We start from the raw sequence: 22,040 nt of genomic DNA, 5'->3' as shown, positions 1-22,040 counted from the left end.
ACCCTCTCTTGCCCGAAGGGGTTCGCCATGCCCGAAGCTCTGCCCCCGCTGTGGCTCCAGGGCCGCTCCGCGGTGATCGACGCCGCGGACGCCGCCGACTGGCGCGAGGGCGTACCGGACTACCACCTCTCGCACACGGTGATGCCCGCCCAGCGCACCACCGAGCACGCACCCGGGTCCCTCGAGGCGATCGTCGAGGGGCTCGTGCAGGTCTTCGAGATGGAGGTCTCGCACAAGCACGACCCGGCGAAGTGGGTCTCCATGGTCGCCGACCGGTTCCGTACGCGGATCAACGGCGGGCCGTGGGCCGACGCCGCCGAGATCGCCGACCGCGGCAGCTACAACGTCCTGATCGGTGACAGCGTCTTCTACGGCGCCGAGGACTTCCGCTCCTCGCACCACGTCTTCCACGAGGCGTTCCCCGGCGGCTTCTACTGGGAGGTGACGGAGGTGCTGTCCGCGCCGCCGTCCATCGCGTTCAAGTGGCGTCACTGGGGCGCGTTCGAGGGCCCGTACAAGGGGTTCGAGCCGGACGGCGAGCAGGTCGAGATGTACGGGATGAGCGTCGCCCGCGTCGACGAGGACCTGCGCCTGCTCGAGGTCGAGCACTACTACGACCCGAACGCCTTCCTCGGCAAGCTCACCCGGGGCTGCCCGGTGACCGGGCAGCCCTGACCCCCTCCCTCCAGGGGCAGGAGCCGGCGCGCCGTCCGCGACGTGCCGGCCCTCACCGGCCGTGCCGCGCCTGCTGCTCTTCTCCGGAGGCGGAGCCGGACTCCGCCTCGGCGGCGGAGGCGGCGCCGGCCGACTCCTGCTCGTTCTGCGCCTTCTCCTCGGCGCCGACGAGGTAGTCGAAGGTGCCGGTGATGGTGAGGAGGCGGTCCAGGCGCGCGGAGCGCTCGACGATCCGCAGGCTCGCCCCGAGGGTGTCGAGGCGGCGGCGCAGGCCGAGGAGCGTGGACAGGCCCATGGAGTCGACCCCGCTGAGCCCGGAGCAGTCCAGGCGCAGGACGCGGATGCCGGAGTGGTCCAGGAGGGCGCGTCCCGCGTGGTCGGTGAAGTACCCGCTGGTGTCGTAGTCCAGAGCCCCCTCGACCGCGAGCGTGAGCACTCCGTCACGCGGTCCGGAGGCGGTGAGGTGCAGAGCGGCGTATGTGGTCATGCGGGCTGCCCGGGTCCGGGGACGGTCAGGGTCTTGCGGGCCGCGGTCAGGATGCCGGTGGCGCGCGGGAAGTCGTTGAGCTGGTGCAGCAGGGAGTCCAGGGCGGGCAGCAGGGACTGCGGGGGGACGCCGCGGGCCTGGAGGATCTCGGCGGTCCAGGTGACGAAAGTCCTGAACAGCTCGGCGTCGTCGACGTAGAGCGCCGTGACCAGGTACGTGACGATGTGGTCGAGGTCCTCGGCCGTGCGCTCCATCTGCAGCTCGGTGTAGGAGCGCATCGGCGGGAAGACGTCCTCGACATCGGCGAGGGTCTGTTTGACCAGCCGCCGCTTCGTCTGTCTGACCAGCGTGTACTCCTGGTCGGTCAGGTGCGGCAGGTCCAGGTCGGGCAGGCGGGCCGCCTCCACCGTGGGCCGCTTCAGCCCCTGCTCCAGGAGCGCGTGGGCGCTGAGCGCGTCCGGCGCCCACACCGCCTGCATCCGCCGGGCGTACCTGCCGTCCGGGCCGAACGCGGCGCCGCCCGCCATGACGGGGGTGCCGGTCGTCTGGCAGGAGCTGATCGCCGTGTGCGCGGTGGGCAGGTGCGAGGGGATCGAGGAGGAGAGCAGCACGGCCTCGGGGGTGCGCTGGTGCAGGTGGGCGATCAGGTGCTCGGTGGGGACCTGCGCGCCGAGGTAGTCGACGCTCCAGCCGCGAAGGCGCAGGACCTCGGCGACCAGGCGGGCGGGGAGCGCGTGCCATTCGCCGTCCACGCAGGCGACCGTGAGGCGGCCCCGGTGCGGGGCGGGCGCGGCCGCGTCGGCGATGGCGGAGACGCACCGCTCGTTGATCGCGGTCGCCGCGTGCTCCTGCGCGACCGTGATCCGGTTGGCCGCCCATTCGACGCCGACCCGCTGCTGCACCGGCGCGATCAGCTCCAGGAGCACGCGCTCCGCCGCCCCGGGCCCATGGGCCGCGGTGCCCTCGCCCGCGGCGAACCGCACGAGGGCGACCGCGTGCGTGTCGTCGCAGTCGATCAGCGCCCGCCACAACTGCTCGCGGAGGTCGCCGAAGGTCGGCAGCGCGGAGGTGCCCGCGCTCGTCTCACCTGTCGTCATGCTGTAAACCTGCCCCGAGTATGCCCATCCACCGCAGTGAGGTGATTGTTGCGCGGCGCGGTGATGGCCAGGAGGGCCATGTCGTCGTGCGGACCACCGTCGATCCACCGGGAAGCGATCATCTGTACGTACTCGGTGACCGCCTCGGCGGGCAGCCCCGCGCACTGGGCGAGCGCGTGGCGCAGCCGCTGTTCACCGAACATGGTGTCGCCGAGCGGGCCGCCCTGCGCCTCCGTGATGCCGTCGGAGAACAGCAGGCACGTCTCCCCCGGCCCGAGGTCCACGGTGGCCGTGGTGACCTTGAGCATCTCCGTCGGCAGGGCGCCGATCAGCATGCCCATCGTGTCGGCCGCCTCGACCCGCCCGTCACTGCGCACGATGAGCGGCGTGGGGTGCCCCGCGCTGGAGACGCGGAGCCGCACGCGGCTCCCCTCGCGCTTCACGGACGCGAGGGCGAGCGTGGCGAACCGGGTGTGGTGCGAGGTGAGCAGCGCGTTGTTCAGGAGCGTGAGCAGCCGGTGGTGGTCCGGCGCGAACGGCAGCAGCGCCTCGATGGTGTTGCGGATCTTGCCGGTGAGGACGGCGGCCTCGAGCCCCTTGCCGCACACGTCGCCGAGGACGGCGAACGTCTCGGCGTCGTCGCTGTCGGCGGGGTAGACGTCGTAGAAGTCGCCGCCGATCCGCTCGCCCGCGGCGGCGGCCCGGTAGCGGCCGGAGAAGTCGACGCCGCGCACGCCCTCGAGGACGGGCGGCAGCAGCTCCCGCATAAGGACGTCGGTGATGTGCGACTGCTCGGCGTATATCCGGGCGGCCGACAGGGCGGCGCCCGCGCGCGCGGCGAAGAGCCGGGCGAACGCCTCCTCGGCCTCGGTGAACGCGGCCTCGCGGCTGTGGCGCATCATCACGATGGCCCCGGCGGGCAGGCCGTGCCCGGGCAGGGGCACGACGACGACCGAGCCGATCTGCCCGCCGTCCGCGGCGAACCCGGCCGGGATCGCCCACGCGGGCACCTGGGCCGGGTCGATCCAGCGCGAGGGCACCGGCGGGAAGCCGAGCAGTGCCTCCGACAGGCCCGGCAGCTCGGAGGGGTCGAGCGGGATCCGCTCCTGCACCACCGGCTCCCCGGTCGTGCAGCGCGTGACGGGGTAGGTGCGGCCGGAGCGGACGCCGACGATGACCGCCGCGTCCGCGAGGTGCTGTGCGGCCATGCGGGCGGTCACCTCCATGCAGCGCTCGGCGTTCAGCGAGGCCAGCAGTTCGCTGGAGACCTCCTGAAGGACGCGCGAGCGGGTCCGCTCGCTCTCCAGCTGCTCGCGGGCGAACCGCAGGTCGCCGTCGTCGACCAGCCACCAGGACACTACGCCGTCCGCGCCCCGGCTGGGAAAGGCGTCGACCGACCTGTCGCCGAGGCGGCCCGAGGCCACCGGCAGATCGGGCCCTTCGCTCCCGGCCACCGCGGCATGCGCCTCGGCCAGCCAGGCGGGCGCCGCGTCCGCGAGCTGTCCGCCGGTGACGAGCCCCGGGAGGAGCGCACCGGCCTGTTCATTGCGGGACAGGACACGGCCTGTCCGGTCCACGGTGACCGTCGGGTACGGGTTACGCGGCCCGACGGCCGTGTCGACCTCTACGCCTCGGGAGCTCATCGGCTCCGTGGAGGAAACCATCACGTGGGACCCGCTGCGCAGGTCCCCACCACCCTTCGCTGGGAATCTCAGGACAGCGACCGCCGTTGCGCACAGCGGGCTCGCGGGAGCCCGGCATCAGCACCGACGGTCACAGTTTCCATAGGGCAACAGTTGCACGGTCGAGGGTGTCGGGGCAACCAGGCCCACTCCAACGAGTTCCCCAGGGCCGCCGCGTCCGTGGCGAGTACCGCGGAGCGCCGCACTCACGCCTCGGCGGTGCGGCCGAACCAGTCCAGGCACACCACGAGGGCGTCGTCGCCCGCGACCGCGTTCACGTGCGCCGCCAGCTCCTGCAGGATCGCGCGGGGCACCGCCGACGCGGGCAGCAGGCTCGCCCGCTGGATCGCACGCGCGAGCATACGCTCGCCGTACTCCTCGCCCGTCTCCGACAGCGCCGCGTAGACACCGTCACTGACGAACAGCAGCCGGTCGCCCCGCCGAACCTCGAATTCCTGTACGACATAGTCGGTCTCCTCGAACATGCCGAGGGGCAGTTGCGCGTCGAAGGGCACCTGCTCCACCGCCATGCCGCGCTGGCGCCACAGCTGCGGCGAACCGGCGTCCACGACCTGGACCCGCCCGGTCTCCAGCTCGAAGGAGAGCAGCAGGGTCGAGACGTACTCCTCGCCCCGGTGCTGCGCGTACAGCGCCTGGTCGGCGAGGGCCGCCTGGTCCGCGAGGCCGATCCCCGCCCGGCGGGCGTTGCGCAGCGCGTTCACGGCGAGGTTGGTCAGGAGGGCGGCGCCGATCCCCTCGCCCATGCCGTTGGTGATGGTGAGGGTGAGCTCCTCGCTGGTCACGGCCCAGTCGAAGTTGTCGCCGTGGATGGCGTACGCGGGCTCCAGCTGGGCACCGATCGCGTACTCGGCACGGGTGCAGGACCGCCCCGGCAGGAGCTGCCACTGCATCTCGGCCGCCAGGGTCAGCCGGTTGGCGCGGCGCGCCTGGAGATAGACGTCGGTGTCCCGGTCGGCGACGACGATCTCCCGGCCCAGGATCTCGGCGAGGGCGGTGAGCTCCTCGATCTCCTCGGGCGTGCATCTTCGTTCCGGCACGCGCACGGAGAGGATGCCGAGTCTGTCGCCGTGCACGGTCACCGGCAGGTACAGATCGACCGCTCCCCCGCCGCGCACGACATGGCTGCGCGGGTCCTGGCTCTCGAAGGCCCGGCCCGCCGGGCTGTCGCGGAGCGGGAGCGCCGCCGCGGTGTGCGGCAGCTCCGTGACCTGCTGCAGGACGGTGAGCCCGTAGTCGGCCATCAGCAGGTCGACGCGGAGGGCGCCGTAGTGCTCGGTCAGCGCGGCGCGCACCGCGTCGAGCAGCGCGAACGGCGCGGCGTTGCGGACCGCCTTCTCCACAGCCAGGAAATTCTTCACAGCAGCCTTCTTCAGAGGGTCGAGCCGGCTGCCGAGCGGGGACACGCTCCGCGCCTACGAGCCGAGCGGGAACGCAGAAGCACAGTAACGATTGCCATGGGGCAACTGTTGACGAAGTGTATCCCGCGCAGGGCCGCCACAGCGGAAGAGGTCAGGCGATGGCTTCGGACGATTCTCCGGCCTCGCCCGGGACCGGGCTCGGCGCGATGTGCGCCGCGGCGGCGTCCTGGAACTGTTCGAGCCCTTCGGCCAGTGTCCGCAGGTGCGCCGGGGACATGGACTGCAGGACCGCCTCGATCTCCCGCGCGCGTGACGCCCGGAAATCGTCGAGGACGGCCGCCCCGCGGCGGCTGAGCCGCAGCACCACCTCACGGCGGCTGGTGGCGCTGGTCAGCCGCTCCACCAGGCCCGCGGCCTCCAGCCGGTCGCACAGACGGCTCACCGAGGAGGGGCGCGAGCCGAGCGCCTCGCCGAGGACCCGCTGATTGACCCCCTGCTGCTCCTCGATCACGGTGAGCGCCCGGAACTGCGACGGCGGGAGCGGTCCTGCCGCCGTGGCCTCCTGCCCGCGCCCCCACAGCACGTCGAGCAGTTCCGAGACCCGGCAGGCGACCTGCGCCACGTGTTCAGCGCTGCGGAAGGGCAGACTCTGGGGCATTCCCAGCACCCTCCCGTCCGAAAGTGGGGTCGACGGTCCACGAGCCTACAGGGCCCGACCCGCCGTCGTCTCGGGCCGGGTGCGGGCGGCTTTCGTCACACCCGCACCTTCACCACACTGAATTCCGGCGCGTACTTCCGCGCGAAACCGTCCAGATCGACCACGTGGATCAGCCCGTCCGCCGGGTCCCAGTAGCGCAGGAGGTCCGGCTTGGCCGCAGCCCTGCCGACGGCCAGGGCGACCACGAAGTGCTCGTCGATGGCGAGGGCGGCCGGAAAGGCCGCCCGGGCGTGGTCCGGCGTCCACTCCCGCGGGCACCACTCGTCAAGGATCACGAGGCGGTACCCCTGGGCCCGCTGGTTGAGCTCGGCCACCAGCGCCTCGGTCTCCTCCGCCCCCTGACCCTCGACCAGGTCGGCCAGCGGGGCGTCCAGGGCCACCTTGCTCCACCCCACCCCGAGCACCGCGCCCAGGCAGTACGCCCAGCAGTCCGACGTGTTCGCCCTCTGCTGGCGGGCGGTGTGGGCCAGCGACTGCTTCCCGTAGAACGTGTACGCCGTCGCCACCGTGTCCACGTCCACCCGCTCGGTCCATTGGTCGGACATCTGCCCTCCCCGTGTGTGTGCGTGCCGTGGCGGGGCGGACCGTACTGCCGCCGGCCGGCGCGCGCTACGGGCGGCGGCGCCTCCGCTCGGCCGCCGCGCGTGCCAGATACGGGGCGGTGGCGCTCCGCTTCGACGTGGCGACCTTCGCGGGCGTCCCCGTGGCGACCACCCGGCCGCCCGCGTCGCCCCCGCCGGGCCCGAGGTCGACGACCCAGTCCGCGGTGGCGATCGTGTCCAGGTCGTGCTCGACCAGGACGACCGTGTTGCCCGCGTCGACGAGGCGGTGCAACTGGCGCAGCAGGAGCGCGATGTCGGCGGGGTGCAGGCCCGCGGTCGGCTCGTCGAGCAGATAGAGCGCGTGGCCCCGGCGGGCCCGCTGCAGTTCGGTGGCGAGCTTGATGCGCTGGGCCTCGCCACCGCTCAGCTCGGTGGCGGGCTGTCCGAGCCGCAGGTAGCCGAGGCCCACGTCCCGCAGGGTCTGCAGGCTGCGTGCGGCGCCCGGCACGTCGGCGAGGAAATCGGCCGCCGTGTCGACGGACATGGCGAGCACGTCCGCGATGTTCCTGCCCCGGTACGTGACCTCGAGCGTCTCTGCGTCGTACCGCGTGCCCCCGCAGGCCGGGCACGGCGCGTACGTGCCCGGCAGGAACAGCAGCTCGACGGCGACGAACCCCTCGCCCTGACAGGTCTCGCACCGCCCCTCGGCGACGTTGAAGGAGAACCGCCCGGCCGTGTAGCCGCGCGCCACGGCCTCGTCGGTCGCCGCGTACAGCTTGCGCACCGCGTCGAACATGCCGGTGTACGTGGCCAGGTTGGAGCGGGGCGTCCGGCCGATGGGCCGCTGGTCGACCAGGACGAGCCGGTCGAACGCCTCCACCCCGGAGACCTCGCCCACCTCGCCCTCGGCCATCTCGCCCTCGGCCACCTCGGGGGCGCCCTCTTCGGGTGCCGGCGCGAGATGGTCCCGTACGACGTCGGCGAGGACCTGGGTGACCAGCGTCGACTTGCCCGAGCCCGACACCCCGGTGACCGCCGTGAGGACGCAGAGGGGCACGGCCACGGACACGTCGTGCAGGTTGTGCCGGGACACGCCCGCGAGGCGCAGCCACCCCTGCGGCGTACGCGGACGGTGTTCGAACGGTTCGGCGCGGCCGAACAGATGACGGCTCGTCGCCGACTCCGCGACCTGTTCGAGGCCGGGCACCGGACCGCTGTAGAGCACCCGGCCGCCGCCCTCGCCCGCCCCGGGGCCGATGTCGACGACCCAGTCCGCCCGGCGTACGACGTCCATGTCGTGCTCCACGACGAACAGCGAGTTGCCCGCCGCCTTCAGCCGCTCCAGGACGTCGAGCAGCGGCTCCGCGTCCGCCGGGTGCAGCCCGGCCGACGGCTCGTCGAGGACATAGACCACGCCGAAGAGGCCCGAGCGCAGTTGCGTCGCGATGCGCAGGCGCTGGGCCTCGCCGGGCGAGAGCGTCGTGGATCGGCGGCCGAGACCGAGGTAGCCGAGGCCGAGGTCGAGCAGCACCTCCACCCGCGCGACGATGTCGGCGCAGATCCGCACCGCGACCTCGGTCCGCTCCCCCGACCCGGCGCTCTCCGTGGCGGCCTCGGCGTGGGACAGTTCGGCAACCGGACGCAGGAGCTTGACCAGGTCCTTCAGGGGCAGCGCGTTCATGGCGGCGATGCTGTGCCCGGCGAACGTCACCGCGAGCGCCTCGGGCCTCAGCCCGCTCCCCTCGCACTCCGGGCACGGCACACTGCGCACGAACCGCAGCGCCCGCTCCCGCATCCGTTCGCTCTTGGAGTCGGCGAGGACGTGCATGACGTGGCTGCGCGCGCTCCAGAACGTGCCGTAGTAGCCGTAGTCGACGCGTCCCTCCTCCGGCTCGATGAGCACGGAGGGCTGCTCGTCCGTGTACAGCAGCCAGTCGCGGTCCTTCTTGCGGAGCCTGCGCCACGGCTTGTCGATGTCGATGCCCAGGGCGTGCACGATGCTGCGTAAATTCGCGCCCTGCCAGGCGCCCGGCCAGGCGGCGATGGCGCCTTCGCGGATGCTGAGCGAGGGGTCGGGGACAAGCAGGTCCTCCGCCACGTCATGCACGACGCCGAGCCCGTGGCAGTGCGGGCAGGCGCCCGCCGCCGTGTTGGGCGAGAACGCCTCCGCCTCCAGGCGCGCGGCGCCCTTCGGATAGCTCCCGGCGCGTGAGTACAGCATGCGCAGGAGGTTGGAGAGGGTGGTCAGGGTGCCGACGGTGGAGCGGGAGCTGGGGGCGCCGCGCCGCTGCTGGAGGGCCACGGCGGGCGGCAGCCCGGTGATCTCCTGGACGTGCGGGGCGCCGGCCTGTTGCAGCAGCCTGCGGGCGTACGGCGCGACGGACTCGAAGTACCGGCGCTGCGCCTCGGCGTAGAGCGTGCCGAAGGCGAGCGAGGACTTGCCCGAACCGGAGACCCCGGTGAAGGCGACCATGGCGTCGCGCGGCACGTCGACGTCCACGGTGCGCAGATTGTGCTCGCTCGCGCCGCGTACGTGGACGAACCCGTCGGAGGTGGTGCCTGTCACGCGGTCTACCGGTCCGGCAGGGTGGTGTGGTCGGCGCGGCCGCCCCGGCCCAGCGGGCCCGTCTGCTCCAGGGTCCGGTCGGCCGCCAGGCGTGCGTAGTGCGCGCGGGCGCGGCGGCTGATGACGGGTGGCAGGAACCCCCGCCCCAGTTGCGCGAGGCGCACCCAGCCGGGCGCGTAGACCGAGGTCGTGCGCTTCTCCACGGCCCGCGCGAGCCGCTCCCCGACCGGGCTCGCCGCCATCTTCTTGCGGGCGAGCGGCGGCAGCATGGAGCGCATGTCGCTGAGCGCGGGGTGCTCGTCCGTGCGATGGATCATCTCGGTGTCGACCCAGTTGAGATAGGCGATGCCGACCGCGACGCCGCGGTGCGCGGTCTCGGCGCGCAGGGCGTGCGCGAACGCCTCCGCCCCGGCTTTGGAGGCGCAGTACGCGCTCATCATGGGGACGGCGCCGATGGAGGCGAGGGACGCCACTTGCAGGTAGTAGCCGCGGGTGTGCAGCAGGTCCGGCAGGAACGTCTGGGCGGTGTAGGCGCTGCCGGTGAGGTTCACGTCGACGACCCTGCGCCAGGACGCCGGGTCCGCCGTGCGCAGCGGCCCGGCCTCCGCGACGCCCGCGTTGGCGACGACGGCGGAGGGCCGCCCGAGGCGGGTCCGCACCGTGTGGGCCGCGGATTGCAGTGCCCCGGTGTCGGTGATGTCCACCTCCAGCGTCAGCGAGGGCGTCGCCAAGGAGTCCGCGACGCGGTCCAGCGGCGCCTTCTCGTGACCGAGGAGGGCGACCCGGGCGCCGCGGTCGGCCAGTTCACGGGCGACCGCGGCACCGATGCCCCGTGCGGCGCCGGTCACCACGACCGTCCGGCCGGTCAGCGGGCTGTCGCTCATGAGCGCTTGCGGCCCGTACGGTCCCGGTTCGCCAGCAGGCGCTGGGCCGCGGCGAGCGGGGCCGGCGCGTGGCGGCGCAGCGCGGCACGGGCCGCGTTGGCGCCGGGGGCGCCGTGGACGCCGCCGCCGGGATGGGCGCCCGCCGAGGCGAGGAAGAGTCCCGGCACGGGGGTCTCCGCGCGGCCGGTGCCCGGCACGGGCCGGAAGATGAGCTGCTGGTGCATGGCGGCGGTGCCGCCGTTGATGGCGCCGCCGTGCAGGTTGCCGTTGAGGGACTGCAGGGTGGGCGGCGCGAGGATGCGGCGGGCCCGGATCCGGCCGCGGAAACCGGGGGCGAACCGCTCGACCTGCCGCTCGACGCGGTCGGCCATGACCTCCTGCTCGCGCTGGTCCAGGAGCCGGTGAGGTGCTCGTCGCCGCGTCGCCGCGGATGTGCTGCGGGATGTGGGTGTAGGCCCAGGCCGACTCGGTCCCGTCGGGCGAGCGCGAGACGTCGGAGGTGGTCATCTGGCCGAAGAGCAGGAACGGCTTCTCGGGGACCTGCCCCATCGCGATCTGCGCGGCGAACGCGGTGAGTTCGTCGACGCCGTCGGCGAGGTGGACGGTGCCCGCGTGCGCCGCCTCCTTCGCCTCCCACGGCACCGGTCCGTCGAGCGCCCAGTCGACCTTAAAGGTGGCGAAGTCCCACTGGAAGCGGCGCAGGTCGTCGATGACCTGGGCCGGCAGGTGCTCGGCCGCGACCAGGCCCCCGTACAGCGCGGGGACGGAGACGTCGGCGAGGACGGCCCGGGACGCGGGCACGGCCTCGCCGTCGGCCGTGCGCACCCGACGGCCCGGCGGCCCCGCACGACGACCTCGGTCACCTTGCGGCCGCACTGCACGCTGCCGCCGAGGGATTCGAGGCGGGAGATCAGGGCCCGGACGAGTTCGCCGGAGCCGCCGACCGGGACGGGGAAGCCGTAGGTCTGGCCCAGCATCGCCATGAGCCAGCCGAAGCCGCCGCTGCGGCCGCCTCGGGCGCGAGGTCGGCGTGGAGCGCGTTGCCCGCGAGCAGGATGCGGCCGCCTTCGCCGGTGAACTCCTCCTCGCCGAGGCGGCGGGCCGGGAGCACCAGCGAACGGGCCAGGCGCAGGCCGCCCGCGGAGCGGAGCCGGTAGGCGAGCTTCGCGCCCGCCTTGACCGCGGAACGGGGTGAACAGCGCGTTCAGGATGTCCGGCCGGACGTCGTCCCACACGTCGTGCAGCCGGTGCCAGGCGTCGCCGTCGCCCGGGAGAACGCGTCCAGGAGTCGGCGGTGACCTCCACCCTGCGGTTGAGGACCGCGCCGCGAGGACGCTGGGCCGCGTGGCTCCCAGCGGCAGCCCGTGCTCGTCGAGGCGCAGCCCCCTTCAGGACCGGGGAGGCCGCCGCGGAGCGGGTAGAAGGAGCTGAAGAGGGTCGCTGACGAAACTCCGGGTCGACGCCCCCGGTCGTGCGGACGCCCGCGTCGTGGCGGACCGCGCCGCGGGCTCCGGCTGCTCCTCCAGGACGGTCACGGCCCATCCGGCGTCCGCGAGGACGTTGGCGGCCACCAGGCCGTTGGGCCCGGCACCGATCACCACGGCGTCAGGCATGGCGCGCTCCGCCCGCCCGGTACCGCGCCGCATCCTCGGCGTTCTTCGGGTGGGCCTGCTCGTCCTCGCAGACGGCGGCAAGGCGCGCGAGCATCGCGCGGTGGCGGAGCTGTATCACGGTCTCCACCCCGAAGTTGTGCAGGGCGCCCGCCGCCCCGCGCAGCGGATGCTCGTCCACCGTCACGAGGCAGTGGTCGCCCCACGGGCGCAGCTGCAGGGAGATCCGTGCGGTGCCGAGGGGCCCGGCCTTCGCCTCCAGTTCGAGGAGGGTGCCCTCCTCGCAGTACCGGACGACCGTCTCGTTGGTGAGGTGCACGGGGCCGAGCTGCACCTCGTAGCGGAGGGTCGCGCCGACCTCCGGCCACTGCCCGCGCACCGGCTCGGACGACTCCGTGCCGACCACCCAGTCCGCGTACTTGCTGCCGTCCGCGAGGACGGCCCACACCGCCGCCGGGCTCGCCTTGATCACTCGATGCCGCCGCGCCATTCCGCCTCCCGCGTCGCTGTTCCGTACGTGTCTGTCCGCGTGTGGTGGTCAGTCCGGCCAGACGCCGGTCAGCTTCTTCGTCGTCCGCGCGCCGCCCCGGACGACGGTCGCCCGCACGACGGCGAAGATGGCCCCCTGCAGGGCGGCGGCCAGCAGGATCTCGCGCCACTGGCGCTCCTCGTCGGTGGCGTCGGGGGCGTCGTCGTCGTGCCCGAGGCGCTTCCAGACCTGCCCGAAGACGGCGCCGCTGACCGCGCCCGCCGCCATCCCGAGGCCGATGCCGAACGGTTTGTAGGCGATCTTGACCAGATTCATTGCTGCCTCCGCTTCCTTCTCGCTCATACTGCGGCCGGTCGCCGCGGACGGCATGTCCGCCGTGTCGTCCGGCCGCCCCCACCGCGTGCCCCGTCCGGGTGCCGTCGAACGTGAACGACCTGGGGCAAGGCAGGCTTTCAGTGCTGTGGCAGCTCCTGCCGGTAGTGCTCGTCGATCCGCGCGCGGTAGCCCGGGTCGGTGACGCGCATGTCCGGGTCGAACCGCGGGGCCGCCTTGACGAGGTCGCGCGGGCGGGCGACGTACAAGGTGCGGTCCGCCTCGTCGACGCGGGCGATGACCCAGCGCGGCAGCACCACCTTCTTGCTGAGGAGCGGGCCGCCCGTGTCGATGACGAGGTGGTTCGGGGCCACCTCCTCGGAGTGGGCGTCGACGCTGCCGACGGAGCCGTCGTCGGCCTCCACCGCGTAGCCGAGGAGGTCCGCATGGGTGAGGTGGGAGCCGGTGGGCTCGGGGTGGGTGAGGGGCGCGGCAGTGGTCTGCGCGTGGGTGGGGTCGTAGGGGTGGACAACTCTGTCGGTCATCACAGCGGTCCTTTCCGCTCGGCTCACTCTGCCTCCCCACATGTCCCGGCCGTCTGCGCCGAAACGTCCCCCGGCGGGTGACAACGCCGCTCGCGCGGGGGCCGGTTGGCGGTCCGCTCCCGGACCGTTGCGGGACCTTCACACGGACGGGCCCGTGAAGGCCGGGGCGCCGGGCAACCGGGAGGGAACGCCGCGGGGAGGACGCCGCCGATGCTGATAGTCGCTGTCGCACTGCTGCCCGTCATGGGTCTGCTGCTGCTCTGCATGGACCGGATAGAGGACCGCCTGAGCGGCGGGGCCCGCCCACCGGCGGGCCGCCACCGGGGCCGCCACCTCCGGCTCGTCACGGGTCACGGCCGGGACGGTCACGGCCGGGACGGTCACGGCCCGGACGGTCACGGCCGAACAGGCCCCCGTGAGGAACCGGCTACCGATCACCGCCGCGGCCGGGCGGCATGACCTCCCGCCCGGTGACCGCCATGAGCAGGGAGAGCGCGGTGCCGGTGATTTCCGAGGGGCCGTCACCGACCGACAGACCGGCGTCCGTCGCCGTGAGCCGGACGCGGGACGTGAGCTGCCTGGCACCGCCGAACGCCTCCGGGGTGCGCGCGAGCAGCCGCAGCGACCTGACCACGGCGTCCGGCTGATACGTGTGCTGGAGGCCGAGTGGTCGGCGGATGTCCTCGCCGTGGACGATCTCCTCGACGAGCCGGGTGCCGAGCGGGGCCGGTGGCGTCGAGGTCCGTTCCGCCACCGCACGCAGCCGCGCGAGGGTGTCCCCCGGTGTGGCACCGCGTGCGCGTCGCACCCCCCGCTCGTTGTGCCGGTCGAAGTCGCACCGGGCCAACGCGAGACCGACGACGAAACGGGTGCGGGTGGTGCGCGCGGTGTCGACGAGATGGGCGGCCACATCGTGCACCGACCAGCCCGCGCACAGCGAAGGTGTCTCCCACTGCGCGGCGTCGAGCCCCGCGAGGTCGTCGATGAGCGCCGCGCGCTCCGCGTGCACCATCCGCCACACATCGCTGCGCGTCTCCGCTTTCCGCACGACTGCCTCCCGCTCGCCCTCGCCTCGGTCACACCTGCGTCACACCTGTCACGGGGAGAGACTGCCGGAGCGGCGCGAACTCATCGCGGCCCGCCGGTGAAGGAGGCGGACAACCCCGCCTGTGCGCGGGCCAGTTGTGGACCGGCCCGGTGGCATAATCGCGGAAACCTCGTCTTGCACCACCCCCGCGCGCGTTGGAGTCACGTATGACGGCACAGTCCTCCGCAGGCCGTATCGACACGAGCAGGCCCCATCCGGCACGGGTCTACGACTGGCTGCTCGGCGGGAAGGACAACTACGCCGTCGACCAGGAGGTGGCGGAGAAGCTGCCTCCCGAGGCGCGGCTCAACGCCATGCGCAACCGGGCGTTCATGCACCGCGCGGCGGCCTGGCTGGCACGCAACGGCATCGACCAGTACCTCGACATCGGTACGGGCATCCCGACCCGGCCGAACCTGCACCAGATCGTGCAGGACATCGTGCCGACGGCGCGGGTCGCGTACGCCGACAACGACCCGATCGTGCTGCGGCACGCGGAGGCGCTCCTTGTCAGCGATCCGGCGGGGGCCACCGACTATCTGGAGGCCGACGTCCGCGAGCCCGCGGTGATCCTGGAGCACGCGCGCCGGTTCCTGGACTTCGAGCGGCCGGTCGCCCTGTCGATGATCGCGCTGATGCACTTCGTCACCGACGACCAGGACCCGTACGGCCTGACGCGCAAGCTGGTCGAGGCACTGCCGTCGGGCAGTTACCTGATGTTCTCGCACGGCACCACCGACGAGCACCCGCACCTGGTGAAGTCGGTGACGACCACCTACCGCGAGGGCGAGATCCCGCTGCGCATGCGGACGCGGGACGAGATCGAGCCGTTCTTCGACGGCCTGGAGCTGGTGGAGCCCGGCCTGGTCACCGCCACCAAGTGGTACAAGGACACCCCCGCTCCGCGCGAGGAGCTGTCCGGCTTCTACGTGGGTGTGGCGCGGGTTCCGTAGAGCCGTGGGAACACGTGTGCCGGCCCGGACGGCGGTGCGCCGCTGTCCGGGCCGGCCTGTGGGTCAGGCGGTGCCGAGCGCCGTCCGCAGGGTGGCGACGGCCTGGCCGATGGCGGCCTCCGCGGCGTGCGTCCCGCGCAGCGCGTTCAGCATGACGAAGTCGTGGATGACGCCCTGGTAGCGCACGGCGGTGACGGGGACACCGGCCTGGCGGAGCTTGTTGGCATAGGCCTCGCCCTCGTCGCGCAGCACGTCGGCCTCGCCGGTGATGACCAGGGCCGGGGGCAGGTCCTTGAGCTGCTCGACGGTGGCGCGCAGCGGGGACGCGGTGATCTCGGCGCGCTGCTTCTCGTCGGTCGTGTACTGGTCCCAGAACCACTGCATGCCGTCGCGGCGCAGGAAGTAGCCCTCGGCGAACTGGTGGTAGGACGGCGTGTCGAACGAGGCGTCGGTGACCGGGTAGAACAGCACCTGCTGGACCAGCGGGACGTCGCCGCGCTCCTTGGCCATGAGGGTCAGCGCGGCGGACATGTTGCCGCCGACGGAGTCACCGGCGACGGCGACGCGGGCGGTGTCGAAGCCGTTGTCGGCGCCCTCGCGGACGACCCACTGGGCGACGGCGTAGATCTGCTCGATGGCGACCGGGTAGCGGGCCTCGGGCGACAGGTCGTACTCGGGGAAGACCACGGCCGCGCGGGCGCCGACGGCGAGTTCGCGCACCAGACGGTCGTGGGTGTGGGCGTTGCCGAAGACCCAGCCCGCGCCGTGGACGTAGACGATGACGGGCAGGGTCGCCGGGGCGTCGACCGGCCGGACGATGCGGGCGCGGACCGAACCGGTGGGGCCGCCCTGGACGGTCACCCACTCCTCGGCGATCTCCGGCTTGTCGATCTCTCCGGACTGCACCTCGTCGACGGTCTTGCGGCCCTCGACGGGGCCGAGGTCGAAGAGGTAGGGCGGGTTCGCGGTGGCCTCGGCGAACGCGGCGGCGGCCGGTTCGAGGACCGGGGGCGTGACGGACGCGGCGGGCGCGACGGGCTCGGACATGGGGGTGCTCCTCACGATCGTGCCGGCGGCCTGGGCGGCCGTCCGGCGACAGAAGAAACCTACCGCTCGATTCAGTCGCGCACAACTGAATCGAGCGGTATCACATCGTGAACGGCGGGAAGAGTAGGGTGAGCGGTCGCCCGGAAACCGACGTAAGGACCGCAGCCGTGGACGACGCCGCAGAGCCCAAGGGCTCGCTCCTCCTCCAGGACCAGTTGTGCTTCGCCCTGTACGCCGCCTCGCGCTCCGTCATCGCGCGGTACAGGCCCCTGCTCGACGCGCTGGAGCTGACCTACCCCCAGTACCTCGTCATGCTGGTCCTGTGGGACCAACGCACCGCATCCGTACGGGAGTTGGGCACCGCCCTGCAGCTGGAGTCGAGCACGCTCTCCCCGCTCCTCAAGCGCCTGGAGGCCGCCGGGCTGATCCGCAGGCAGCGGCGCACGGACGACGAGCGCTCGGTCTCCATCACCCTCACCGACGCCGGTGCGCGGCTGCGGAAGACGGCCGAGGCCGTCCCCCTGGCGATCGGCGAGGCCATGGGCCTGACGCCCGAACAGGACGCCACGGCCAAGCAGTTGCTCAGGCTGCTCACCGCCAACGTCAACCGCGCCTGACGACTTCTCCGATCCCTGTCTGTCGTTCGGCTGCGTCGATACGATGGGCCACGGCCGCACATGCCCTTCGGTGAGGGTCTTTGAGCGCTCAGGTCCGACGGGGGTGTGCCGTGAAGTCACCGACCGATCCCTGGCAGGCACTGACCGACCCCGACGGCGCCGGTGTCGGCTGGCAGTTCCGACGGCCGGGGCTCGCGCTGCGGGCCGGACCGTTCGGCTTCGTCGCCGTGGTGGCGGCCGTCAGCGCCCTGGTCCCGGGCGCGGGCTTCGAGTCCTGGCCGGTGTACCTGTCCAGCGTCGCGCTTCTCCTGCTGTGCGCGGGCGCCTTCCTCCTGCCGTGGCAGCGGCTGCCCGCCTGGACACCGGTCCTGGTGCCGCTGGTCTACACCGTCTCGGTCCTTCAGCTCATCCTGGCCTCGGGCACGGTCGCCGGGCTCGGCCTGGTGCTCCTCGTGCCGCTGATCTGGTCGGTCCTCTTCCATCGCCGGTGGGAGACGGGGTGCGTGGTGGTGGCGGTGGTGGCCGTCCAGACCGCCTCGTCGATCGTGCAGGACACGCCCGCGGCCGTGATCGGCAGACGCGTCGTGCTCTGGAGCGTCCTCAGCCTGCTGATCGCGGTGGCCGCGCACGGCCTGCGGGACCGCGTCAGCGCCTCCCTCGTGGCCAACGCCGCGCTCCACGCGGAGGTGCGCGAGCTCTCCCTGGCCCGCGAACGGGACCGGATCGCCGCCGACCTCAGGGAGAGCGTCGTGCGCAGGATCTTCGAGGCCGGGCTCAGCCTGCACAGCACCGCCGCGATGATCGGCGAGGGTCCCGCGCACACCCGGCTGATGCGCGGGGTCGCCGAACTCGACGGGGTGATCCGCGCCCTGCGCGAGAGCGTGTTCGACCTCAACGAGAACGACCCCCCGGAGCGGCCGGGCCCGGACGAGGACCCCGGCGAGGACTGAGCACCGCTCAGTGCTTCAACTGCCCGTCCAGCCACTCAAGCACCTCGGGCGTCACCGGGTCGGTGATGTCCGCGTACTCCTCGTGCTTCTTCAGGAACTTCGCCACGTACGGGCAGACCGGCACGATCTGCAGCCCGGCACGGCGCACGTCGTCCAGGGCCTCCCGTACGAGGACGGAGGCGAGGCCCTGTCCCGCGTAGGCGTCGTCGATCTCGGTGTGGAAGAAGACGCGCCGGTCCCCGCGGTCGCGGTAGGCGGTGAATCCGGCGGTGTTGCCGCCCACGGCGATCGCGTAGCGGTGACGTGCGTCCACGCGCTCGACGGTGGGCGCGGGCGGGGTGGCGGGCTCGGTCATCGGTGGCCTCTCAGTGCCGGTCAGTGCCGGGTCGGGTTCTTGCGCGGGGTGATCGTGGCGTGCGGCAGGGCGGGCGCGGGGAGCCGGTCGCCCCGGTAGCCCTCGACGGCGCCGAACCGGTCGGAGGCGTCCTGCCACTCCTCGCGGGCGTCGGCGATGTCCTGGTGGCTGCGGCCGATGAAGTTCCACCACATGACGATCTCCTCGCCGAACGGCGGCCCGCCGAGCACGATCAGGCGTGCCGTGGCGTCCGTCTCGTTGGTGAGGGTCAGCGTCGTGTCGCCCGGGGCCAGGTAGCCCAGTTCGGCGCGGGCCAGTGTCGTGCCCGAGAGGGTGACCGTGCCCTGGTCGACCAGGACGCCGTGCTCGAAGTCGCCGTCCACGTCGAGGGTGACGGTCGCGCGGGGCGCGAGGAGGAGTTCCGCGCCGAGGAGCGGGGTGAAGGTGCGCACCGGCGAGGTCGCGCCGGCCAGGGAGCCGAGGAAGACCCGGGCCTCGGCGCCGTCGAGGCGGACCGGCTCGGGCGCGTGGTGCTGGAAGTCGCGTGCGGTGTGCCGGTGCCCGTCGGGCAGCGCCACCCAGAGCTGGACGCCGTGCAGGACGGTCGTGTCCGGGGTGGAGACCTCGGAGTGGGCGATGCCGTGGCCGCCGGTCATGAGGTTCAGCTCGCCGGGGCGGACCATGGCGTGGTTGCCCATGCTGTCCCGGTGCTCGATCTCGCCGGTGAACAGCCAGCTCACCGTCTGCAGCCCGGTGTGGGGGTGCGGCGCGACGTCCATGCCGCCCGTGCGCGCCACGTCGTCGGGGCCGTAGTGGTCGATGAAGCACCAGGCCCCGATCAGCGTGCGGGCACGCTGCGGCAGCGTCCGCCGGACCGGCATGGCGCGCGGGCCGCCCAGCGGCACGTCCCGGGCGGTGAGCACCTCGACGGTGTCGCTCATCCCTGCCCCTCCTACCCCAAGTGTCTTCGCGAGTGTCGTCAAGTATTTTGAGATTCAACAACTACGGATGATCATACGGCGCGGCGCCCCGCGAAGCGAGCCCGGCCGTGCGAGCGCCCCTCAAGGAGACCAAGTTGAGCGACCGCAGCGACCTCGGACGTGACCTCGGACATGAGCGCGGACATGACCTCGGACGTGTCTACATGGACAAGCAGAGCCCCAAGGCGTACCACGCCCTCGTGCAGACGTCGGAGGCCGTCCGGGCGACCGCCGCCGACGCCGGGCTCGACCGGCTCCTCGTCGAGCTGGTCAATCTACGCGTCTCCCAGCTCAACGGCTGCGCCTACTGCCTCGACGTGCACACGCGGGCCGCGCTCCGGGCGGGCGAGACCACGCAGCGCCTCGGCACGCTCGCCGCGTGGCGCGACACCGAGCTGTTCACCGGGCGGGAGCGGGCCGCGCTCGCGCTCGCCGAGGCCACCACGCACCCCGCGGACGCGGCCGCGCAGGAGGACGCCTACGCGGCGGCCCGCGCGGCCCTGACCGAGGACGAGATCTCCGCGGTGCTGTGGGTGGCCGTCACGATCAACGCGTTCAACCGGGTCTCCATCCTCAGCAAGCATCCGGTCCGCGCCCCGAAGGCCTGACGGGCCTCACGCCCACTCCGCCGCGCACCGCAACAGCCGGCCGATCTCGGGGTGGAAGACTCGGTGGTGCCCGCCCATCGGCACGTCGTCGCAGCGGATCACCTCGGAGACGTCCACGTTGAGGTACGGCGCCTGCCGGCCGTCCTGCTCCGGTGCCTCCTTCACCTCGACCGGCGGGGGCCCGTCGACCCCCTGGATGCCGTCGAAGCCGAGCGCGCCCCACTTGCGCGCGGTGGTGGCCAGTTCGCTGGAGTCGCCGATCATCTGGGCCGACAGCGGGTAGAGCACGCCGAGATGGGAGTCGAGGTGCGAGAACGTGCAGAGCAGCGGCCCCTGGACGAGGCGGCGGCGGCTCCACAGCGCGCCGTGGCCCGACACCTGCTGCGGCAGGCTGTCGGCGAAGGCGAAGTGGGACATCTCGCCCTGGAGGAAGGTGAGGGAGGACAGGGCGACGGGGTCCGCGCCGCTCTCCTCCAGGCCGCGCAGCGCGAAACCGGCGAGCCGCGCGCCGAGCCCGTGTCCGACGAGGTGCAGCCGCACGTCGGTGCCCCGCGCCAGCATCGGCAGGCAGGGGCCGAGGCCCGCCTGGCCGATCAATCCGGCCCTGCGGCGCAGGACATGGCGGACGACCTGCCGGAACAGTTCGCGGGCCCCCGTCCACAGGTCGGCGAGGTCCGCCGCGCGGGCCGTCTCCCCCACCGGGCCGCCCGCGGCGACCGTGCCGGCCCTGTTCACCCGCTCGCTGAGCGGGCGCGCGGGGCGCGGCCCCGCCGTCCGGGTCTCCAGGAGCGTCCCCTCGTCGGACACCTCGGAGGCGGCGGCGCCGCTCTCGTGGCGCGCGGGCTCGCCCGCCTTGAGGGTGAGGGCGCGGCGCAGGTCCCGCAGCGCGCCCGCGAACTCGGCGCACACCGTCCGGGTGTCCTCGAAGAGCATGAGGGGGTCGGCCTGCGGCAGCACCTCGCCCTTCGTGTCGGAGGTGAACTCCGCGACTGGGTCCTGCAAGGGGATCTCCGCCAGGCGGCGCAGCGCGGAGCCGAAGTCGTCGAAGGCGAGGCCGCGTTCGGGCCGCTCGTTCAGCAGGGCGATGATGTCGCTCAACGGGCCTGCACTGTCCGGGAGTTGGCGGTGCAGGTCGTCCGCCGTGGCCCCGGTGATCCCCTCCTCGTCGCCGTCCTGCGGGGTGATTCCGGGTGCGCCCTCGTCCCTGAAGCACAGCGAGGGCCAGTGCACACCGAGGAATCCGGCCTCGGGTGTCCCGCCGTCCCACGCTTCGGCGAGCAGGTGCCGGAACGCGCCGTCGGCCGCGGCACTCGCGTCCTTGTCGTTGTGGACCCCGTGGACCACGACGTACAAGTCACGCACTCCACTCCCCCGGACCTCCTCGCACACACTTTCCACGTGAGCGGGCTCGAACTGCGCCCGGCTGCCGAAGAACAGGGCCCCGAAGTCGTGGATTCCGGCGGGCTGCGACATGGCTCACTCCCTGAGGGACCACCGGCGATGCGGCGGATCGGGGCGCCGGGCCCTGGCGCCCGTCGCACGAAGCACTCCACGTTCCCGCCGCGCCTGCGCACACGTGCCCCGCACCCCGATGTACGGCGTTTCTACGTCATGCAGTAGGCGCTGTCCTAGACTCGGTCAATCATCAGGTCCTCCGCCTTATCCGCTCATCGCCGGACCAGTGAACCCAGGAGCTTCTCGTGACGGACCCCAAGCCCGGTAACCCGAACGTCAAGGAACAGTACGCGGCCCAGGTCGCCGCCGATCTCGAGCGCAACGCGAAGGAACAGGAGGAGATCGGCACCGAACTGGAGACGCTGCAGAACAAGTTGCGGGCGCTCCAGGACGACCAGGCGATCCTGGTCAGCATGCAGCAGGCGCTCGGCGCCGAGGGAAGCACCCTCGCGCCGGACAAGGCACCGCGCCGCAAGTCCGCCCCCGCCGCCGCGAGCGCGAAGAGCGGCGCGCCCAAGCAGCGCAAGCAGCCGCGCGCCACGAAGGCCGCGTCCGGCAGGACCGCGCCCGGCAGGACCGCTGCCGGCAAGACCCCTGCCGGCAAGGCCGCTTCCACCGCGCGCCCCGCCCGCAAGGCGTCGGCGAGTGCGCAGCCGACGCTGGTCAACCTCGTGCAGGAGTACCTCAAGCAGCAGACGGAGCCGCGTTCCGCGGCCGAGCTGGCCGACGCGCTGACCGCGGCGCACCCGGACCGTACGTTCAAGAAGCCTGTCGTGCGGACGACGGTCGAGGGCCTTGTCGCCAAGGGTCTCGCCCAGCGCAGCAAGCAGGGTTCGTCGGTCTTCTACAGCACGCCCGAGCAGGCCAAGTCGCCCGAGCCCGCGGCCGAGTAGGGGCAGTTGTGCCCGGCGGCTGTCGGACGGTACCGGCTCCATTACGCTGACAAGGTGCGGCCGGCGGCCGCCGCGCCGCTGGGGAAGCACCGACGAAAGCGTGTGCGG

General features: G+C 72.9%; 23 protein-coding genes and 1 pseudogene. 6 read left to right on the top strand and 18 right to left on the bottom strand.

All coding sequences use genetic code 11. The features are described 5' to 3' along the window. The first annotated feature begins 27 nt into the window (after window positions 1-27). Entirely contained in the window at window positions 28-675 is a 648-nt protein-coding gene (locus N5I75_RS03375) for a SnoaL-like polyketide cyclase (protein ID WP_476674099.1), read from the top strand. A 52-nt stretch (window positions 676-727) separates the two neighbouring features. Here N5I75_RS03375 and N5I75_RS03370 read toward each other — a convergent pair whose 3' ends face one another. From N5I75_RS03370 to N5I75_RS03305, 14 genes and pseudogenes are all read right to left on the bottom strand, one after another. Next, window positions 728-1,162: an STAS domain-containing protein gene (locus N5I75_RS03370; protein ID WP_476674097.1), complete on the bottom strand. Its 435-nt coding sequence runs from the start codon at window positions 1,160-1,162 to the stop codon at window positions 728-730. Beyond that, the gene (locus N5I75_RS03365) at window positions 1,159-2,259 is read right to left on the bottom strand and encodes a cobalamin B12-binding domain-containing protein (protein WP_476674095.1); all 1,101 of its coding nucleotides are present in this window, start codon (window positions 2,257-2,259) and stop codon (window positions 1,159-1,161) included. The genes N5I75_RS03370 and N5I75_RS03365 overlap by 4 nt, the downstream gene beginning before the upstream one ends. Further along, entirely contained in the window at window positions 2,256-3,902 is a 1,647-nt protein-coding gene (locus N5I75_RS03360; RefSeq protein ID WP_476674093.1) for a PP2C family protein-serine/threonine phosphatase, read from the bottom strand. The genes N5I75_RS03365 and N5I75_RS03360 overlap by 4 nt, the downstream gene beginning before the upstream one ends. Before the next feature lie 245 nt (window positions 3,903-4,147). After that, window positions 4,148-5,320 carry a PP2C family protein-serine/threonine phosphatase gene (locus N5I75_RS03355; protein WP_476674091.1) on the bottom strand — a complete coding sequence of 391 codons (1,173 nt, stop codon included), beginning with the start codon at window positions 5,318-5,320 and terminating at the stop codon, window positions 4,148-4,150. 151 nt (window positions 5,321-5,471) lie between these two features. Continuing rightward, on the bottom strand, window positions 5,472-5,978 hold the full coding sequence (locus tag N5I75_RS03350) for a MarR family winged helix-turn-helix transcriptional regulator (protein ID WP_476674090.1): 507 nt from the start codon (window positions 5,976-5,978) through the stop codon (window positions 5,472-5,474). Between the two features lie 95 nt (window positions 5,979-6,073). Next, window positions 6,074-6,583, bottom strand: coding sequence for a hypothetical protein (locus tag N5I75_RS03345; protein WP_476674088.1), 510 nt, complete (start codon window positions 6,581-6,583; stop codon window positions 6,074-6,076). Window positions 6,584-6,647: 64 nt separating this feature from the next. Further along, a complete protein-coding gene (gene uvrA, locus N5I75_RS03340) occupies window positions 6,648-9,146 on the bottom strand; it encodes an excinuclease ABC subunit UvrA (protein WP_476674086.1) in 2,499 nt (832 codons plus the stop codon). Window positions 9,147-9,151: 5 nt separating this feature from the next. Continuing rightward, window positions 9,152-10,030 carry an SDR family oxidoreductase gene (locus tag N5I75_RS03335; protein ID WP_476674084.1) on the bottom strand — a complete coding sequence of 293 codons (879 nt, stop codon included), beginning with the start codon at window positions 10,028-10,030 and terminating at the stop codon, window positions 9,152-9,154. Continuing rightward, window positions 10,027-11,643 (bottom strand): annotated as a pseudogene (locus tag N5I75_RS03330) (phytoene desaturase family protein). The gene N5I75_RS03335 and the pseudogene N5I75_RS03330 overlap by 4 nt, the downstream one beginning before the upstream one ends. Then, window positions 11,636-12,130, bottom strand: a complete 495-nt coding sequence (locus N5I75_RS03325) for an SRPBCC family protein (RefSeq protein WP_476674082.1) — start codon at window positions 12,128-12,130, stop codon at window positions 11,636-11,638. The pseudogene N5I75_RS03330 and the gene N5I75_RS03325 overlap by 8 nt, the downstream one beginning before the upstream one ends. A 48-nt stretch (window positions 12,131-12,178) precedes the next feature. Further along, a complete protein-coding gene (locus N5I75_RS03320) occupies window positions 12,179-12,445 on the bottom strand; it encodes a DUF4235 domain-containing protein (RefSeq protein ID WP_476674726.1) in 267 nt (88 codons plus the stop codon). Window positions 12,446-12,582: 137 nt separating this feature from the next. Further along, on the bottom strand, window positions 12,583-12,987 hold the full coding sequence (locus tag N5I75_RS03315; RefSeq protein WP_476674080.1) for a PRC-barrel domain containing protein: 405 nt from the start codon (window positions 12,985-12,987) through the stop codon (window positions 12,583-12,585). A gap of 138 nt (window positions 12,988-13,125) precedes the next feature. Further along, on the bottom strand, window positions 13,126-13,371 hold the full coding sequence (locus tag N5I75_RS03310) for a hypothetical protein (RefSeq protein ID WP_476674078.1): 246 nt from the start codon (window positions 13,369-13,371) through the stop codon (window positions 13,126-13,128). Between the two features lie 43 nt (window positions 13,372-13,414). After that, window positions 13,415-13,999: a maleylpyruvate isomerase family mycothiol-dependent enzyme gene (locus N5I75_RS03305; RefSeq protein ID WP_476674724.1), complete on the bottom strand. Its 585-nt coding sequence runs from the start codon at window positions 13,997-13,999 to the stop codon at window positions 13,415-13,417. A gap of 242 nt (window positions 14,000-14,241) precedes the next feature. Here N5I75_RS03305 and N5I75_RS03300 point away from each other — a divergent pair, with 242 nt between their 5' ends. Continuing rightward, on the top strand, window positions 14,242-15,027 hold the full coding sequence (locus N5I75_RS03300) for an SAM-dependent methyltransferase (RefSeq protein ID WP_476674076.1): 786 nt from the start codon (window positions 14,242-14,244) through the stop codon (window positions 15,025-15,027). A 63-nt stretch (window positions 15,028-15,090) separates the two neighbouring features. On the opposite strand, the gene N5I75_RS03295 is transcribed toward N5I75_RS03300, so the two are convergent. Then, window positions 15,091-16,074 carry an alpha/beta hydrolase gene (locus tag N5I75_RS03295; protein ID WP_476674074.1) on the bottom strand — a complete coding sequence of 328 codons (984 nt, stop codon included), beginning with the start codon at window positions 16,072-16,074 and terminating at the stop codon, window positions 15,091-15,093. A 167-nt stretch (window positions 16,075-16,241) separates the two neighbouring features. Between N5I75_RS03295 and N5I75_RS03290 the strand changes: the two genes are divergently transcribed. Both N5I75_RS03290 and N5I75_RS03285 read left to right on the top strand, forming a co-directional pair. Then, complete coding sequence (locus tag N5I75_RS03290; RefSeq protein ID WP_476674072.1) at window positions 16,242-16,691, top strand: MarR family winged helix-turn-helix transcriptional regulator; 450 nt, start codon at window positions 16,242-16,244, stop codon at window positions 16,689-16,691. Between the two features lie 110 nt (window positions 16,692-16,801). Then, complete coding sequence (locus N5I75_RS03285; RefSeq protein WP_476674070.1) at window positions 16,802-17,641, top strand: sensor histidine kinase; 840 nt, start codon at window positions 16,802-16,804, stop codon at window positions 17,639-17,641. A gap of 7 nt (window positions 17,642-17,648) precedes the next feature. Here N5I75_RS03285 and N5I75_RS03280 read toward each other — a convergent pair whose 3' ends face one another. Then, window positions 17,649-17,996 (bottom strand): GNAT family N-acetyltransferase, encoded by a 348-nt coding sequence (locus tag N5I75_RS03280; protein ID WP_476674068.1) that lies wholly within the window; start codon window positions 17,994-17,996, stop codon window positions 17,649-17,651. Between the two features lie 20 nt (window positions 17,997-18,016). Further along, on the bottom strand, window positions 18,017-18,937 hold the full coding sequence (locus tag N5I75_RS03275; RefSeq protein WP_476674066.1) for a pirin family protein: 921 nt from the start codon (window positions 18,935-18,937) through the stop codon (window positions 18,017-18,019). Window positions 18,938-19,140: 203 nt separating this feature from the next. Here N5I75_RS03275 and N5I75_RS03270 point away from each other — a divergent pair, with 203 nt between their 5' ends. Then, on the top strand, window positions 19,141-19,584 hold the full coding sequence (locus N5I75_RS03270) for a carboxymuconolactone decarboxylase family protein (RefSeq protein WP_476674722.1): 444 nt from the start codon (window positions 19,141-19,143) through the stop codon (window positions 19,582-19,584). A gap of 6 nt (window positions 19,585-19,590) precedes the next feature. Here the strand turns inward: N5I75_RS03270 and N5I75_RS03265 are convergent, their stop codons facing one another. After that, window positions 19,591-21,057 carry a P-loop NTPase family protein gene (locus N5I75_RS03265; RefSeq protein WP_476674064.1) on the bottom strand — a complete coding sequence of 489 codons (1,467 nt, stop codon included), beginning with the start codon at window positions 21,055-21,057 and terminating at the stop codon, window positions 19,591-19,593. A gap of 227 nt (window positions 21,058-21,284) precedes the next feature. Here N5I75_RS03265 and N5I75_RS03260 point away from each other — a divergent pair, with 227 nt between their 5' ends. Continuing rightward, window positions 21,285-21,932 carry a hypothetical protein gene (locus N5I75_RS03260; protein ID WP_476674062.1) on the top strand — a complete coding sequence of 216 codons (648 nt, stop codon included), beginning with the start codon at window positions 21,285-21,287 and terminating at the stop codon, window positions 21,930-21,932. The last annotated feature ends 108 nt before the right edge of the window (window positions 21,933-22,040 follow it).

This window comes from Streptomyces sp. R818, assembly GCF_056172735.1.
Note: the sequence above shows the minus strand (reverse complement) of the source record. Positions and strands in the feature narration are given on the sequence as shown.

Bases quoted from the DNA above. Each gene is read 5' to 3' on its own strand.
- N5I75_RS03375 (WP_476674099.1), top strand. From the start codon at position 28: ATGCCCGAAGCTCTGCCCCCGCTGTGGCTCCAGGGCCGCTCCGCGGTG.
- N5I75_RS03370 (WP_476674097.1), bottom strand. From the start codon at position 1,162: ATGACCACATACGCCGCTCTGCACCTCACCGCCTCCGGACCGCGTGAC.
- N5I75_RS03365 (WP_476674095.1), bottom strand. From the start codon at position 2,259: ATGACGACAGGTGAGACGAGCGCGGGCACCTCCGCGCTGCCGACCTTC.
- N5I75_RS03360 (WP_476674093.1), bottom strand. From the start codon at position 3,902: ATGAGCTCCCGAGGCGTAGAGGTCGACACGGCCGTCGGGCCGCGTAAC.
- N5I75_RS03350 (WP_476674090.1), bottom strand. From the start codon at position 5,978: ATGCCCCAGAGTCTGCCCTTCCGCAGCGCTGAACACGTGGCGCAGGTC.
- N5I75_RS03345 (WP_476674088.1), bottom strand. From the start codon at position 6,583: ATGTCCGACCAATGGACCGAGCGGGTGGACGTGGACACGGTGGCGACG.
- N5I75_RS03335 (WP_476674084.1), bottom strand. From the start codon at position 10,030: ATGAGCGACAGCCCGCTGACCGGCCGGACGGTCGTGGTGACCGGCGCC.
- N5I75_RS03325 (WP_476674082.1), bottom strand. From the start codon at position 12,130: ATGGCGCGGCGGCATCGAGTGATCAAGGCGAGCCCGGCGGCGGTGTGG.
- N5I75_RS03320 (WP_476674726.1), bottom strand. From the start codon at position 12,445: ATGAATCTGGTCAAGATCGCCTACAAACCGTTCGGCATCGGCCTCGGG.
- N5I75_RS03315 (WP_476674080.1), bottom strand. From the start codon at position 12,987: ATGACCGACAGAGTTGTCCACCCCTACGACCCCACCCACGCGCAGACC.
- N5I75_RS03305 (WP_476674724.1), bottom strand. From the start codon at position 13,999: ATGGTGCACGCGGAGCGCGCGGCGCTCATCGACGACCTCGCGGGGCTC.
- N5I75_RS03300 (WP_476674076.1), top strand. From the start codon at position 14,242: ATGACGGCACAGTCCTCCGCAGGCCGTATCGACACGAGCAGGCCCCAT.
- N5I75_RS03295 (WP_476674074.1), bottom strand. From the start codon at position 16,074: ATGTCCGAGCCCGTCGCGCCCGCCGCGTCCGTCACGCCCCCGGTCCTC.
- N5I75_RS03280 (WP_476674068.1), bottom strand. From the start codon at position 17,996: ATGACCGAGCCCGCCACCCCGCCCGCGCCCACCGTCGAGCGCGTGGAC.
- N5I75_RS03275 (WP_476674066.1), bottom strand. From the start codon at position 18,937: ATGAGCGACACCGTCGAGGTGCTCACCGCCCGGGACGTGCCGCTGGGC.
- N5I75_RS03270 (WP_476674722.1), top strand. From the start codon at position 19,141: ATGGACAAGCAGAGCCCCAAGGCGTACCACGCCCTCGTGCAGACGTCG.
- N5I75_RS03265 (WP_476674064.1), bottom strand. From the start codon at position 21,057: ATGTCGCAGCCCGCCGGAATCCACGACTTCGGGGCCCTGTTCTTCGGC.